15 protein-coding genes and 1 pseudogene are annotated in these 15,325 nt (G+C 60.8%); 14 read left to right on the top strand and 2 right to left on the bottom strand.

What is annotated here, in order from left to right; all coding sequences use genetic code 11:
- Window positions 1-151 precede the first annotated feature (151 nt).
- From ACI2KB_RS02610 to ACI2KB_RS02570, 9 genes are all read left to right on the top strand, one after another.
- Window positions 152-1,042 carry an NAD(+) kinase gene (locus tag ACI2KB_RS02610; protein ID WP_404631084.1) on the top strand — a complete coding sequence of 297 codons (891 nt, stop codon included), beginning with the start codon at window positions 152-154 and terminating at the stop codon, window positions 1,040-1,042.
- Window positions 1,042-2,013: a metallophosphoesterase gene (locus ACI2KB_RS02605; protein WP_404631082.1), complete on the top strand. Its 972-nt coding sequence runs from the start codon at window positions 1,042-1,044 to the stop codon at window positions 2,011-2,013. Before ACI2KB_RS02610 ends, ACI2KB_RS02605 begins: the two co-directional genes overlap by 1 nt.
- 42 nt (window positions 2,014-2,055) lie before the next feature.
- Entirely contained in the window at window positions 2,056-3,405 is a 1,350-nt protein-coding gene (locus tag ACI2KB_RS02600; RefSeq protein WP_404631080.1) for an ATP-binding protein, read from the top strand.
- The gene (locus ACI2KB_RS02595) at window positions 3,405-3,890 is read left to right on the top strand and encodes a hypothetical protein (protein WP_404631078.1); all 486 of its coding nucleotides are present in this window, start codon (window positions 3,405-3,407) and stop codon (window positions 3,888-3,890) included. The genes ACI2KB_RS02600 and ACI2KB_RS02595 overlap by 1 nt, the downstream gene beginning before the upstream one ends.
- The gene (locus ACI2KB_RS02590) at window positions 3,890-4,813 is read left to right on the top strand and encodes a tetratricopeptide repeat protein (protein ID WP_404631076.1); all 924 of its coding nucleotides are present in this window, start codon (window positions 3,890-3,892) and stop codon (window positions 4,811-4,813) included. Before ACI2KB_RS02595 ends, ACI2KB_RS02590 begins: the two co-directional genes overlap by 1 nt.
- A 78-nt stretch (window positions 4,814-4,891) precedes the next feature.
- Window positions 4,892-5,152 carry a YeaC family protein gene (locus ACI2KB_RS02585; RefSeq protein ID WP_404631074.1) on the top strand — a complete coding sequence of 87 codons (261 nt, stop codon included), beginning with the start codon at window positions 4,892-4,894 and terminating at the stop codon, window positions 5,150-5,152.
- Window positions 5,149-5,979 (top strand): DUF2797 domain-containing protein, encoded by an 831-nt coding sequence (locus ACI2KB_RS02580; RefSeq protein WP_404631072.1) that lies wholly within the window; start codon window positions 5,149-5,151, stop codon window positions 5,977-5,979. The genes ACI2KB_RS02585 and ACI2KB_RS02580 overlap by 4 nt, the downstream gene beginning before the upstream one ends.
- 10 nt (window positions 5,980-5,989) lie before the next feature.
- A complete protein-coding gene (gene pepN, locus ACI2KB_RS02575) occupies window positions 5,990-8,653 on the top strand; it encodes an aminopeptidase N (RefSeq protein WP_404631070.1) in 2,664 nt (887 codons plus the stop codon).
- Window positions 8,654-8,982: 329 nt separating this feature from the next.
- Window positions 8,983-9,936, top strand: coding sequence for an omptin family outer membrane protease (locus ACI2KB_RS02570; protein WP_404631068.1), 954 nt, complete (start codon window positions 8,983-8,985; stop codon window positions 9,934-9,936).
- A gap of 51 nt (window positions 9,937-9,987) precedes the next feature.
- Here the strand turns inward: ACI2KB_RS02570 and queD are convergent, their stop codons facing one another.
- Entirely contained in the window at window positions 9,988-10,344 is a 357-nt protein-coding gene (queD, locus tag ACI2KB_RS02565) for a 6-carboxytetrahydropterin synthase QueD (protein ID WP_404631066.1), read from the bottom strand.
- A 118-nt stretch (window positions 10,345-10,462) separates the two neighbouring features.
- Window positions 10,463-11,545, bottom strand: coding sequence for a patatin-like phospholipase family protein (locus ACI2KB_RS02560; protein ID WP_404631064.1), 1,083 nt, complete (start codon window positions 11,543-11,545; stop codon window positions 10,463-10,465).
- Between the two features lie 157 nt (window positions 11,546-11,702).
- On the opposite strand from ACI2KB_RS02560, the gene ACI2KB_RS02555 reads away from it, so the two are divergent.
- The 5 genes and pseudogenes from ACI2KB_RS02555 to ACI2KB_RS02535 form a co-directional block, all read left to right on the top strand.
- On the top strand, window positions 11,703-12,011 hold the full coding sequence (locus ACI2KB_RS02555) for a PepSY domain-containing protein (protein WP_404631062.1): 309 nt from the start codon (window positions 11,703-11,705) through the stop codon (window positions 12,009-12,011).
- A complete protein-coding gene (locus ACI2KB_RS02550; RefSeq protein WP_404631060.1) occupies window positions 12,011-12,340 on the top strand; it encodes a PepSY domain-containing protein in 330 nt (109 codons plus the stop codon). The genes ACI2KB_RS02555 and ACI2KB_RS02550 overlap by 1 nt, the downstream gene beginning before the upstream one ends.
- Entirely contained in the window at window positions 12,340-13,005 is a 666-nt protein-coding gene (locus ACI2KB_RS02545) for a response regulator transcription factor (protein ID WP_404631058.1), read from the top strand. Before ACI2KB_RS02550 ends, ACI2KB_RS02545 begins: the two co-directional genes overlap by 1 nt.
- Window positions 13,002-14,327, top strand: a complete 1,326-nt coding sequence (locus ACI2KB_RS02540) for a sensor histidine kinase (RefSeq protein WP_404631056.1) — start codon at window positions 13,002-13,004, stop codon at window positions 14,325-14,327. Before ACI2KB_RS02545 ends, ACI2KB_RS02540 begins: the two co-directional genes overlap by 4 nt.
- Before the next feature lie 151 nt (window positions 14,328-14,478).
- Window positions 14,479-15,300: pseudogene (locus ACI2KB_RS02535) on the top strand (cache domain-containing protein); the annotation flags it as partial.
- Window positions 15,301-15,325: the final 25 nt, after the last annotated feature.

The raw sequence follows: 15,325 nt of genomic DNA, 5'->3' as shown, positions 1-15,325 counted from the left end.
GTCCGGCTTGCCGGCGGCAGCGATTGTACTGTCCCTGCCGCCGGCAAGCCGGACTGCTACAGGGAGGGGGGCGTCTACAGGTTCATTTGCCGCTATCGACCCCATCGCCCATAATCGCGTTCTTTACCGGCACGAACCCCGCAGGAGCCTCATGGAGCAGTTTCGCAATATCGGCATCATTGGTCGTCTGGGCAGCTCCCAAGTGCTCGAGACCGTCCGCCGACTCAAGAAATTCCTGATCTCGCGGCACCTGCATGTGATCCTCGAAGAAGCCATCGCCGAGGTCCTGCCCGGCCACGGTCTGCAAACCTCCTCGCGCAAGATGCTGGGCGAGGTCTGCGATATGGTCATCGTGGTCGGTGGCGACGGCAGCCTGTTGGGCGCGGCCCGTGCGCTGGCCAAACACCATGTGCCGGTGCTAGGGATCAACCGTGGCAGCCTCGGCTTTCTGACCGACATCCGCCCTGACGAGCTGGAAGTGAAGGTCGCCGAGGTGCTCGACGGCCACTACCTGGTGGAAAACCGCTTCCTGTTGCAAGCCGAAGTGCGTCGTCACGGCGAGGCCATTGGTCAGGGCGATGCCCTGAACGACGTGGTGCTGCACCCCGGCAAGTCCACGCGGATGATCGAATTCGAGATCTACATCGACGGCCAGTTCGTCTGCAGCCAGAAGGCCGACGGCCTGATCGTCGCGACCCCGACCGGCTCCACGGCCTATGCGCTGTCGGCGGGTGGCCCGATCATGCACCCCAAACTGGACGCCATCGTCATCGTGCCGATGTACCCGCACACGCTGTCGGGTCGTCCGATTGTCGTCGACGGAAACAGTGAGCTGAAAATCGTTGTCTCAAAGGACATGACGATTTACCCACAGGTCTCCTGCGATGGACAAAACCACTTCACCTGCGCGCCGGGTGACACCGTGACCGTGAAGAAGAAACCGCAAAAACTGCGTCTGATTCACCCCCTCGATCACAACTATTACGAAGTCTGCCGGACCAAACTCGGTTGGGGCAGTCGGCTCGGCGGCGGGAGCGACTGATGCTCGATCCCGCGCGTGGCTACGATTTGATCGGTGACGTGCATGGTTGTGCCCAGACCCTTGAGCACTTGCTCGACGCCCTTGGTTACCGGTTTCAGGCGGGCGTGTGGCGCCACCCCGAGCGCATTGCCCTGTTTCTGGGCGACATCATCGACCGCGGCCCGCGTATTCGCGAGGCGCTGCACATCGTGCATGACATGGTGGTGGCCGGTCAGGCGTTCTGCATCATGGGCAACCATGAATTCAACGCACTGGGCTGGGCCACCCCGGCGCCACCGGAAAGCGGCAAGCAATTCGTGCGCGAACACACGCCACGTCATGCGCGCTTGCTGGGTGAAACCCTGGCGCAGTTCGAGCAGCATCCCGGTGACTGGAACGACTTTCTCAAGTGGTTCTACGAGCTGCCGCTGTTCATTGACGCCGAGCGTTTTCGTCTGGTGCACGCCTGCTGGGATGCCAGCCTGATCGAACCGCTGCGCAGCGCCCATGGCGATGGCCGCGTCGATCAGCATTTCGTGCAGGCCTCGGCAGTGCCGGGCAGTTTTGCCAGCGCCGTGTTCGACCGCCTCCTGCGCGGTACCGACATGCGCCTGCCCCATGGCATGACGCTGACCGGCGGTGACGGCCTGACCCGCGCCTCGTTCCGCACCAAGTTCTGGGAAGACGACCCGCAGACCTACGGCGATGTGGTGTTCCAGCCCGACGCCTTGCCGGAGCCGGTGGCCAAGCGGCCCCTGTCGGATTCCGAAAAAAACGCCTTGTTGCGCTATGGCGCCGACCAGCCGCTGCTGTTTGTCGGCCATTACTGGCGCAGCGGCGTTCCCGCGCCGATTCGTCCGAACCTGGCCTGTCTGGATTACAGCGCGGTGCTCTACGGCAAACTCGTGGCCTACCGGCTGGATCAGGAAACCATCATCGACCCGGCCAAGTTCGTCTGGGTCGACGTCAAGCGGCCGGACGTGCGGACGTGATGCGCATGACAGCACCGTATTTTTTGATGTTGAGGAACCCCCATGGATGATTCGACGTTCGACCAACTGGAGGCCGCGCTGCAAGCGGCCCCCGGCAACGTCGCACTGCTGACACTGTTGCTCGACGCCAGCGTCGAGCGCGCTGAACACGAGCGCGGCTTGAAGTTGCTGCCCGACGATCTGGAACAATGGCCATCGGCCCCGGCGCTCAAGCTGGCTGCCGCCAAACTGTGCCTCGCGGCGGGCGATGCAGCGCGGGCTTTGCAACTGGCCGAGGGAAGCGATGCGCAAACACGGCTGTTCAAGGCGCGCATTCTGGCCGATCTGGATCGCTTGAAAGAGGCGCAGGTCGAGTACCGCGCCGCCATCGAAGCCAATCCGGCACTGGAAGACGTGGTGTTCTGGCGTCGCCTCAACGTGTCGGTGGCCGAGGTGCCTCGGGCCGACGGGCGCCCGCGTTTGCGGGTGATCTCCAACGACGACACCGATCAGACCGAAGTGACGCGGCTGTTGGAACCGAACAACGAGACCGTGACCTTCAGCGACATCGGCGGTCTGGAAGACCTGAAAAAGACCATTCACAAGAAAATCATCCTGCCGTACCAGAAGCCCGGCCTGTTCCAGCGCTTTCGCAAGAAGGTCGGTGGCGGCGTGCTGCTCTACGGGCCGCCCGGCTGTGGCAAGACCCTACTGGCCCGCGCGACGGCAGGGGAGTGCAACGCCACGTTCTTCAACATCGCCATCTCCGACGTGCTGGACATGTACATCGGCGAATCCGAACGCAAACTCCATGCGCTGTTCGAGCAGGCGCGGGCGAAGGCGCCTGCGGTGATGTTTTTCGACGAAGTCGAGGCGTTGGGCGGCAAGCGGTCCAACACCCGTGAATCGACGTCGTCCAAGCTGGTCAGCCAGTTCCTCTCGGAAATGGACGGCTTCACGCAGGACAACAAAGGTGTGCTGATCCTGGCGGCGACCAACGTGCCGTGGTCGGTGGATTCGGCGTTTCGTCGTCCCGGCCGTTTCGACCGCGTGCTGTTCGTGCCGCCACCGGATCGCGAAGCGCGGGAAAGCATGCTGCGCATGATGATGAAGGACCGGCCCATGGCTGACGACATCGACTTCGGCTATCTGGCGAAAAACACCTCGGGTTTTTCCGGCGCCGACCTTGGCGAACTGGTGGACACCGCTGCGGACGAGGCCATCGAGGAGTCGCTGACCAGTGGCAGTGAACGGGTGATCTGTGATGCCCATTTCAAAGCCGCATTGAAAGCAGTGCGGGCGACCACCCTGGAATGGCTCACCACGGCGCGCAACTACGCGCGCTACGCCAACGAAGGCAATCAGTACGACGAGGTGCTGGCCTTCCTCGACAAGCACGGGAAGGGGCGCTGATGGCGCGTTATGGCGGATACCGCATCGAAGATGAGCCACGCCCCGGTCCTTTGGCCAAATGGGCGGTGTCTCCGTTCTGGCCGCTGCTGGGCATGATGCTCGGCGGCGCCTGGTTGGGCCTGCCCTGGTTCGTGTTCAATTCCATTGCTGTCGGCAGCCCGACCCGCGTGCGCGAATGGTGCCTGGCAGGCGCGGCGCTGGTGGGCAGCGTGATCATCGGCTGGGCACTGATGCAATTGGCGGGCTCGGGCTACCTGGCCACTCAGGCGCAGGTGCAGTACGCCCTGTTGGTGCTGGTGGTGTGGAAGCTGACCATCGGCTACCTGCTGTATATGCAGCAAAATCAGACCATCGAGATTTATCAGTATTACGGTGGCGAACTGAACCGCTTCGGTCTGCCGCTGGCGCTGATCGGTGGCTTCGTGCTCAAGGGCGCGGTCGTGAAGTTTTTGCCTTACACCCTCTGGTATCTGGTGGTGAGCTGATGAATACCGATTATCTGCTGCAACTGGCTTACCAGCGTCTACAGGCCGATCACAACGACGGGGCCATCGACGCCCTGCGCCAATTGCTGGCCAACGACCCTGACTCGGCGGAGGCCCACGCACTGCTGGCCATCTGTTTGATGAACATGCGTCGCGTCCACGCCGCGCGCCGAGAGGTGCAGCTCGCGCTGGCAACTGACGCCCAATTGCCGCTGGCTCACTACGCGGCGGCGCAAGTGGCCATCGCCCAGCGTAAGTTCAAACTGGCGGAGGAACATTTGGCGCAGTTGCTCGATCTGGAACCCCTCAACCCGCTGAACCATCGTTGCAAGGCCGAGCTGTATCAGTTGACCGGGCGTTTATCTCAAAGCCGCGAGCCGCTGGAAAAGGCACTGGAACTGGCGCCAGACGACGCTGCCAATCTGGTGGCCATGGCGCAATTTCACCGCGCCAGCGGCAACTGGGGGCAAGCGCATGCGTTTGCCCGTCAGGCGTTGCAGGCATCCCCCGGTCATCCCGGTGCGGTCATCGTGATGGGGCATCTGCTGTTGCGCGAAGGGGACATCAGCGGCGCCCGGGAACACGCGATCTGGGCGTTGCAGGAAAATGCCAACAACGTTGCAGCGCTGCACCTGCTGACGGCGGTGAAAGCCCGCAGCAACCTGTTTCTCGGTGCCTGGTGGCGGTTCAATAGCTGGATGAACGAGCGCAGCGCGACCCGTGCGATCATTTTGCTGCTGGTCATGTTCGTGACATACCGCGTGGTGGTCATCACCCTCACGGCTCAGGGGCATCCGCAATTGGCGCAACTGATCGACTGGCTGTGGCTGGCCTTCGCCGCCTATACCTTCGCCGCCCCCCAGATATTCCGGCGTTTGCTGGAAAAAGAACTGGTGCAGGTCAAACTGTCGAAGGAATTCTGACGAACTGGCATCCTGCCCAGTTTCGAATGGTCATAATTGCGCTCATTGAATCAGCGACATTTATCAGAGGTTGTTCACATGGCATCTTTTTCGGACATGATCGAAAACATCACACCGGACATCTACGAAAGCCTGAAGCTGGCTGTGGAAATCGGCAAATGGTCCGATGGCCGCAAGCTGACCCAGGAGCAACGCGAGCTGTCCTTGCAGGCGCTGATTGCCTGGGAAGTGCGCAACGTGCCGGAAGAGCAGCGCATCGGCTACATGGGGCCGCAGGAATGCGCGTCCAAATCGGCGCCGATCCCCAATATCCTGTTCAAGTCGGATGCCATCCATTGATCGAGATTGGCCGAGGCTCCGTTAATAAAATGTCTGCGCGGCTCGATGCGGCGCAGGTGCAATATGCGTTTCGTCTGGGTGAGTCGGAAATTCCGGTCAACCCGCTGATCGGCAAGACCGTGCGCCTGGAGTACCTGGGTGCGATCCATTGCAGCCACTGCGGGCGACGCACCAAGACCAGCTTCAGTCAGGGCTATTGCTACCCGTGCATGCAGAAACTGGCGCAGTGCGACGTGTGCATCATGAGCCCGGAGAAATGCCATCACGACGAGGGCACCTGCCGTGAACCGGCGTGGGGCGAGCAGTTCTGCATGACGGATCATGTGGTCTACCTGGCCAACTCGTCGGGCGTGAAAGTGGGCATTACTCGCGCCACGCAATTGCCGACCCGCTGGCTCGATCAGGGTGCCAGTCAGGCGCTGCCGATCGTGCGGGTCGCCACGCGCCAGCAGTCCGGGTTCGTCGAAGACCTGTTTCGCGGTCAGGTGGCCGACCGCACCAACTGGCGCGCGCTGCTTAAAGGCGATGCGCCAGCGGTTGACCTGAGCGCCATTCGTCAGCAATTGTTCGCGTCTTGCGCCGACGGCCTGGTCGCGTTGCAGCAGCGCTTCGGCTTGCAGGCCATTCAGTTGCTCAATGACGTCGAACCGATCGAGATCCGTTATCCAGTCGAGGCGTATCCGACCAAGGTCGTCAGCTTCAACCTGGACAAGGACCCCATTGCCGAGGGCACGTTGCTGGGCATCAAGGGCCAGTACCTGATCTTCGACACTGGCGTGATCAATATTCGTAAGTACACGGCGTATCAGCTCGCCGTGCATCACTAAGGACAGCATCATGCGCACCGAACAGCCGAAAATGATCTACCTGAAGGATTACCAGGCGCCTGAGTACCTCATCGACGAGACGCACCTGACCTTCGAATTGTTCGACGACCACACCCTGGTGCACGCGCAATTGGTCATGCGTCGCAACCCTGAGCGTGGAGCTGGTTTGCCACCGCTGGTGCTCGACGGCCAGTTGCTGGAGCTGCTGTCGGTCAAACTGGCCGACGTGGACCTGACCCCGGGTGACTATGAACTGACCCCGGACAGCCTGACCGTCCAGCCCAAGTCCGAGAGCTTCACCCTCGATACCAGCGTGAAGATCCACCCGGAAACCAACACCGCGCTGGAAGGCCTGTACAAATCCAGCGGCATGTTCTGCACCCAGTGCGAGGCCGAGGGCTTCCGCAAGATCACCTATTACCTCGACCGCCCGGACGTGATGAGCAGCTTCACCACGACCGTGATTGCCGACAAACAGGACTTCCCGATCCTGCTGTCCAACGGTAACCCGGTTGACCACGGCCCTGAAGGCGAAGACCGCCACTGGATCACCTGGGAGGACCCGTTCAAGAAGCCTGCCTACCTCTTCGCATTGGTGGCCGGTGACCTGTGGTGCATCGAAGACACCTTCATCACCATGACAGAGCGCAAGGTGACCCTGCGCATTTACGTCGAGCAGGAAAACATCGACAAATGCCAGCACGCCATGGACAGCCTGAAGAAATCCATGCGCTGGGATGAAGAGGTCTACGGTCGTGAGTACGACCTGGACATCTTCATGATCGTGGCGGTCAACGACTTCAACATGGGCGCCATGGAGAACAAAGGCCTCAACATCTTCAACTCCAGCGCTGTGCTGGCTCGCGCCGAAACCGCGACCGACGCCGCGCATCAGCGGGTCGAGGCCATCGTCGCCCACGAATACTTCCACAACTGGTCGGGCAACCGCGTGACCTGCCGCGACTGGTTCCAGCTGTCGCTCAAGGAAGGCTTCACGGTGTTCCGCGACGCCGGTTTCTCCGCTGACATGAACTCGGCCACGGTCAAGCGCATTCAGGATGTGGCCTACCTGCGTACCCACCAGTTCGCCGAAGACGCTGGCCCCATGGCCCATGCCGTGCGCCCGGACAGCTTCATCGAGATCTCCAACTTCTACACCCTGACCGTGTACGAAAAGGGCTCGGAAGTGGTCGGCATGATCCACACCCTGCTGGGGGCCGAGGGCTTCCGGAAGGGCAGTGACCTGTATTTCGAGCGCCACGATGGCCAGGCCGTGACCTGCGACGACTTCGTCAAAGCCATGGAGGACGCCAACGGCGTTGACCTGACCCAGTTCAAGCGCTGGTACTCGCAGGCCGGTACGCCGCGTCTGGCGGTGACCGAGTCTTACGACGCCGCTGCCAATACCTACAGCCTGACCTTCCGCCAGACCGCGCCGACCACGCCGGGCCAGCCGGGGGACGAGAAAAAGCCGTTCGTGATCCCGGTGGCGCTGGGCCTGTTGAACCAACAGGGTCAGGAAATGCCGCTGCGCTTGCAGGGCGAATCTGCTGCTGTGGCCACTTCCCGCGTCATCGCTGTGAACGAAGCCGAGCAGACCTTCACCTTCGTGGACGTGGCCGAACAGCCGCTGCCGTCGCTGCTGCGGGGCTTCTCGGCGCCGGTCAAGCTGAGCTTCCCGTACAACCGCGACCAACTGATGTTCCTGATGCAGCACGACAGCGACGGTTTCAATCGCTGGGATGCCGGTCAGCAACTGTCGGTTCAGGTGTTGCAGGAACTGATTGCTCAACACCAGAAGGGCGAGCCATTGGTGCTGGATCAGCGTCTGATCACCGCATTGGGCACCGTGCTGGCCGACGACAGTCTGGATCAGGCCATGGTCGCCGAAATGCTCTCGCTGCCGGGTGAGGCTTACCTCACTGAAATCAGCGAAGTGGCCGATGTCGATGCCATCCATGCCGCTCGCGAGTTCGCCCGTCTGCAACTGGCCAACAGCCTGAGCGACGCGCTGTGGAAGCGTTATCAGGCCAACCGCGACGTGTCGAAGAACACAGCTTACGTGGCCGAGTCCGAGCACTTCGCCCGCCGTGCGCTGCAAAACATCGCGCTGTCTTACCTGATGCTCACTGGCAAGCCGGAAGTCTTGGCGGCGGCCATCGAACAATTCGACAGCGCCGACAACATGACCGAGCGCCTGACCGCGCTGGCGGTCCTGGTCAACTCGCCGTTCGAGGATGAGAAGGCCAAGGCCTTGGCGGTGTTCGCCGAACACTTCAAAGACGACGCGCTGGTCATGGATCAGTGGTTCAGTGTGCAGGCCGGCAGCACCTTGCCGGGCGGCCTTGAGCGCGTGAAGGCGTTGATGCAGCATCCGGCGTTCACGATGAAGAACCCGAATAAGGTGCGTGCGCTGATCGGTGCCTTCGCCGGGCAGAACCTGATCAACTTCCATGCGGCGGACGGCTCGGGCTATCGCTTCCTGGCGGACCTGGTCATCGAACTGAACGGCTTCAACCCGCAGATCGCCTCTCGCCAACTGGCCCCGCTGACCCGCTGGCGCAAGTACGACGACAAGCGCCAGGGCCTGATGAAAGGCGAGCTGGAGCGTATTCGTGCGTCCGGCCAACTGTCGCCGGACGTGTATGAAGTGGTGAGCAAAAGCCTGGCGTAATCACTGTCGGGCTTTAAAGAAGGGCCGTCCGTGCGAGCGGGCGGCCCTTTTTTGTGCCCCGCATGTCCCCGAGGGAGAGGGTGGTCGATACACCAATCCTTGTAGGAGCGCACGAGCCGATCGCGGCCTCGCGGGGCTCGTTCGCTCCTACGGATCGCCTTCGTCTAATTGCAGCCCGGACTGTCGTAGGCCATTTCCCATGTCTCGCGTTTAGCTTTCACACAGGATCACGGGATCCGACTGGCAGAAGCGTCCCGCCTCAACATTCATCCTTTCTCCGCTTGCTGAGTCGGCAAGTATCTCCTCAAACGAAAGGTGTGAAATTGCTCATGAAGGGACGGATAACGCTGGTGCTGCTGGGAATGGTCGCGGTAGGGCAGGAAGCTGCGGCGCAGGCGCATCTGACAAACGAGCAACGATTTCAGGTGGGCAGTGTAGAGATGAGCCTGGGTGTCGGGCTGCTGAACGGCAAATCCCATGAGAAGGTGTATGACGAAGGCGAGAAGCTCAGTCAGCTGAAGTGGGACCTCAAGCAGGTGCCCACCTTACATCTGGGGCTGGCGTACTACCCGCTGAACTGGCTGTCTCTGGAGGCGCGCGGCTGGACGCAAATCGCCAAGGGCAACGGGCATATGAAGGACTACGATTGGATGAATGGGGAGGACGAGGACTGGACTCACTATTCTGATCACCCCGATACCCGTGTGCAGAAAGCCTGGCAGGCGGAGGTCGGTGCAACGGCATGGGCGTTGAAGCTCGAGAACCTGGCGCTGGGCGTCATGCTGGGTTATCAACGCAGCGAGTTGGGCTGGCGGTCTCGTGGAGGACGGTTCAACTATTCCTCGGACGACGGATTTCGTGATCTTGTCGGTCAGTTTCCAGCCGGGTTGAAAACGATCACCTACGAACAGACCTACCAAACCCCGTACGTCGGGCTGGTGGCACTCTACACTTGGCGCGACTGGACCCTGGAAGGCCGGTTCAAACACAGCCAGTGGGTCAAGGCCAGCGATTACGACCAGCACCACCTGCGTAACCTGACGTTCGCCGGTAATAACGGCAACAGTGGACGCATGCAAAGCCTGGCGGTGGGCCTGGGCTGGCAAATCAATCCGGCTTTCTCCATCGAGGCCGACATCGATTATCAGGTCTATGCCGAGGCCAAGGGGAGCATGCGGGTCAACGACTTAAGCAGCGGCGAAACGAGCTATTACAGTGGCGATGTGGGTTCGCAATCCTCCAGAACCGTGGTGTCCAGCCTGGCGGTGAATTACCGGTTTTGAATTCGCTCCCACAGGTTTCAACCGCTTAGGGCCTTGAGTACGATCAATCCGTCACTCACCTCGGTACACACAACCGCTGGTGCAGGTCTCGTGGATACGAATGGCCGACAGCTCAGGCAGCAGTGGCTTCAATTCATTCCAGATCCACTTCACCAAAACCTCGCTGGTCGGGTTTTCCAGACCGGGGATGTCGTTGAGGTAGTTGTGATCCAGACGCTCATACAGCGGCTTGAAAATGGTCTTGATTTCGGAGAAATCGCGGATCCAGCCGGTGTGCGGATCAGGTTCGCCCTGCAGGTAGATGGCCACTTTGAACGAGTGGCCATGCAGACGACCGCACTTGTGGCCTTCCGGGACGTGGGGCAGGCGGTGGGCGGATTCGAAGGTAAATTCTTTGAAGATTTCCACGGTATTCAGGGCCTTGAAAGGTGGCGATCGCCAGGGCGAAAAAATGCAGGTGGCGAGTTTATCAGCATTGGCCGCGCAACGGGCAGGCGGAACCTGACCGCTCGGTTAAAACACGCTGTTAGATCAGCGGTTCAAGACGGTCGGCCAGGCGGCCACTGTCGGCCAGCTCCAGAAATTCGTCGCCCATGCGTCGACTCTCTTCCATTGCGGTTCGCCAGTACTGTTGACGCGCGCTGTCCTGACCCATGAAGCGCTTGAAATCGCTGCGGTCCGGCAGCTTGCCGTGGGGCAGCGCAGCCAGATAATCCCGTGACGGGGCCAGCAGCAGGACGTCCTGCAAGCGACCCTGATCGCCGCGCCGCCAAGGCAGGGCCTTGTCGAACCAACCGGGGATGACTTTGTCGGTAAAGTGCGGGTAGAGCACGATGTCGCTGCCGCTGTAGGGCAGGTCCAGGTGGTAATCCAGCAGGCCGCCGTCGCGAAACGTGCCGGGGCCGACGCCAGGGATGTCCATGACGCCTTGCATCACCATCGGAATGGAACCTGAAGCCAGCAGCGACTGACGCAAGTTGGCGGTGTCCAGTGGCAGACAGCGGGAGGGAAAATCCGTCAACGCGGACAGCGGGGGCGCTTGCCGTGCGTCGTGCATGATCAGGCGCTCGAAATGCCGCGACAGGCGGGAGCGGCTCAGAAGGTTGTTGGCGATCACCGAGCCAAGGCCCAGGCCCAGCCCGCCGCGATGATCCCGCGCCAGCAGGCCGTGGCTTTTGACGATCATGATGTTGAGGCGATAAAGGGGGTGGCTGAGCACGCTGGCGTCGCGGCCTTGCAACAGGTCGTCGAGCATTTTCGTGCAGCTCTGGCTGACTTCAGCCATGGTCACGCCCTTGGCAAAACTCTGCTCGTTGTAGAGCCGCCCCAACAGCTCGATGCCGGCCACGGGATCGGGAAGGCAGGCGCTGGCGAAGCGCCAAGAGCCAATGGACGCGCCAATCAGCGCACGCTCGCGAGGCGCACGCGGCAGCCAGTCACCGAACAGCGCCAGGTCCAGCCCCTGAATCCCCAATGCTTTTGGCCCGCCTGCTGCACCGGGGATAATGCCGACATCGGCCGGTGACAGCCCGCGCTCGCGAATTCGCGTCATGGCGCGTTTGCCCGCCTTGAGGGTCAGGGCGGGGCGTTTGATCTGAATGGCGGTCATGAAAGCTCCGGGGATAAACGACGGCAGATTATAGCCGCAGACCAGAAAATGAAGCGGCGTCTGTGATGATGGCATCTAGCCAGAAAATTCAGCTTCAATTAAGTTCGAGCGTTTATCGTAAGTCCCGTCAACCCAACGAATGAAACGGAGACTTCCCATGAACACATTCACTGTCTTTTTTGCCGCTTCTGCCCTGCTCGCCACAGCCGGTTACGCTCAGGCCCGGGATCTTGGCCCCGATGAGGCGCTGCGTCTGCGAGATGCGGGTACTATTCAGTCTTTCGAGAAACTCAACGCAGCGGCGCTGGTCAAGCACCCGAATGCCACCATCACCGAAACCGAGCTGGAACAGGAATATGGCAAATACGTTTATCAGGTCGAGCTGCGCGATGCCAAGGGCGTCGAGTGGGACGTCGAACTGGACGCCGTTAACGGGCAAGTGCTCAAAGACCACCAGGACACCTGATGATCACGCCTAAACGTCCCGGCGAGCGCTTCGTCTATGGCCTGCTGGCCACGTCCGCTGTCTTGCTCTGCACCGTGTGTGTCGCGCGTGATCTGGATCAGGACGAAGCGCTCAAATTGCGTCAGCAAGGTGTGATTCTGCCGTTGGAGCAGTTCATCGAGCAGGCGCTGGGGCGTTACCCCGGCTCGAAGCTGCTGGAAGCCGAACTGGAAGAAAAACACGATGTGCTGGTCTACGAAATCGAGTTGCTGACCCACGATCACGTGGTTCGCGAATTGAAGTTCGATGCGAAGGACAGTCGCCTGCTCGAAGACAAGGAAGATGATTGATGCGGCTGTTATTGGTTGAAGACAACGTGCCCCTGGCGGACGAGCTGGTCAGTGCCTTGAGCCAGGGGTACGCCGTCGATTGGCTTGCGGATGGGCGCGACGCGATTCACCAGGGGGCGAGCGAGCCTTACGATCTCATCGTACTGGACCTCGGTTTGCCGGGGGTGCCCGGCCTTGAGGTGCTACAAAAGTGGCGTGCGGACGGCCTGTCGACTCCGGTTCTGGTGTTGACCGCCCGCGGTTCCTGGGCCGAACGGATCGAAGGCCTGAAGGCCGGTGCCGACGATTACCTGACCAAGCCCTTTCACCCGGAAGAACTGCAATTGCGCATTCAGGCGTTGTTGCGTCGCGCACGGGGGTTGGCCAACCAGCCGAAACTCGAAGCTGCCGGGCTGCATCTGGATGAGGGGCGGCAGTGCGTCACCCGTGATGGCGAAGACATTCAACTGACGGCCGCTGAATTCCGTCTGTTGCGCTACTTCATGTTGCACCCTGAGCAGATTCTCTCCAAAAGCCATCTGGCCGAGCATTTGTACGACGGCGAAAACGAGCGCGATTCCAACGTCATCGAAGTGCACGTGAACCACCTGCGGCGCAAGCTGGGGCGTGCCGTGGTGGAGACCCGTCGTGGTCAAGGTTATCGGTTTGGCGGGAGTGGAGGGTGAGGTCGATCCAGAGACGTTTGAGCCTGGGACTGATCAGCGTCTTGCTGATCATCGGTCTGGTGCTGGCACAGATCAGCCTGTGGCTGTTCGAAGTCGGCCTGCAACGCTATCTGGAATCCGGACTGCGCAATGACGCCGAATCGCTCTTGGTGGCCATCGTTCGCGGCCCGGCCGGGCTGCAACTGGACGAACGCCGGCTTTCGTCGGGCTATCAACGCCCTTATTCGGGTCATTATTTTCGAATTGATTTCGACGACGGTCACTGGCGTTCGCGTTCGTTATGGGATCTTGAACTGCCACAACCTGACGAAGCCGGCCTGCACGCCGATCTGAAACTGGCGAAAACCCGACAGTCGTTGTTGCTGCTGCATGCCGAGTACCGCAAGTTCGGTCAGACGATTGCCATCACCGTCGCACAGGATTACACACCCGTAAAAGCCAGCTTCGCTCTGGTGCAGCGCATCGGACTGGCGTTGGGGCTGGCGGGGTTGATTCTGATTCTGATACTGCAACGTGTCACGGTCCGGCGCGCCTTGCGCCCATTGGATCGGGCGCGGGAGCAGATTCAGCAATTGCAACAGGGCCAGCGTTCGCACCTCGATGAAGAGGTGCCGCTTGAGCTGGAACCGTTGGTGGCGCAGATCAACCATTTGCTGGCCCACACCGAAGACAGCCTCAAGCGCTCGCGCAACGCGTTGGGCAATTTGGGCCACGCGCTAAAGACCCCGCTCGCGGTGCTGATGAGTCTGGCTCAAGGTCAGAAGCTGGCGCAGCATCCACAACTTCAGGCCACGCTGCGTGACCAGTTGCAGCAGATTCAGCAGCGTCTGGAGCGTGAGTTGAATCGCGCGCGATTGTCAGGGGATGCCTTGCCTGGCGTGCGATTCGACTGCGACGCCGAGTTGCCGGTGCTGTTTTCCACTGTGCAGATGATCCATGGCGAGCATCTGGAGCTGAAAAATCATGTCGGTCAGGGCCTCGTCTTGCCGTGGGACCGCGAAGACCTGCTCGAACTGCTCGGCAACTTGCTGGATAACGCCTGTAAATGGGCCGACAGCGCGGTGTGCCTGAACATCTCTCAAACGCCTGAGGGCTATTGCCTGCTGATCGACGACGACGGCCCCGGTATTCCCGAGTCACAACGTGAAAACGTGCTCGGTCGCGGCAATCGGCTGGATGAACAGGTGACAGGTCATGGCCTTGGGCTGGGTATCGTCAAGGACATCGTCGAGTCCTGGGATGGGCGCATTCAACTGCTGGACAGTCCGCTGGGCGGGTTGCAGGTGCGTATCGATCTACCCGAAAGACAACGACCGCATTAATGACATCGGCCTTTTCTCTTTTCTTGTAGCCGTGCTGCTACGACCAGCGGCCAGGATTGTGATCGAACCCTCAACTTTCGCGCTGCCGCGCCGTTAACCGATAAGGAGCCCATCGAGGCAACGCACACAATAATAAAGGGTCACGATACCTATGCGGCTAAATCTGAAAGCCAAAGTCCTGTCGCTCGCCGTGCTACCGGTGTTGCTGTTCGCGCTGATCATCAGTGTCAGCACGGTCGTCATGCTGCGCCAGCAGGCGGATCGGGAAGTCGAAGAAACCCGCCAGCACCTGCTCTCGGAAGCCAAGGCCACGTTGCAAAGCTACGTCGCAGTGGCCATGGGCACCATCAAGCCGTTGTACGACGCGTCGGCACCGGGCGACATGGAGGCCCGCGCTCAGGTCATCAAAATGCTCTCGCAGGTCAAGTACGCCAAAGATGGCTACTTCTTCGGCTACGACTCCCAAGCCGTGCGGCTGTTCAAGGGCGACAGCCCGGACGGCATCGGCAAAAGCTTCAAGGATGCTCGTGACCCAAATGGCGTGTACGTCAACAGCGGTTTGGTCGAAGTCGCGAAAGCAGGCACCCATTACCTGGAATACTCCTCGCCATTACCCGGTTCCAACGAGCTGGTGCCCAAGCTCGGATACTCCGAATACCTCGCCAAATGGGACATGGCCGTCGGCTCTTCGGTGAATCTGGACAACATCGACGCCAAGGTGGCCGAGGTGCGCAAGGCGGTCGCCGAGCGCATGACGGACATGTTGATCAGCATCATCGGCATCGCATTGGTGGTGCTGGTGATCATCACGATCATCGGTGTCTGGATCGCAGGCAGCATTCTGCGTCCACTGCGCCTGATGAAAGCCAATCTGGATGACATCGCCGCAGGGGAGGGCGACTTGACCCGCCGCCTGACCGTGACCTCACAGGACGAACTGGGTGAACTGGCGGGTTCTTTCAACCGTTTCGTCGACAAGATCCACAGCCTTGTGCGGC

Origin of the sequence: Pseudomonas sp. NPDC088444, from assembly GCF_044900175.1 — a bacterium.
Lineage (GTDB): Bacteria > Pseudomonadota > Gammaproteobacteria > Pseudomonadales > Pseudomonadaceae > Aquipseudomonas.
This window is presented reverse-complemented; position numbering and strand designations above follow the sequence as displayed.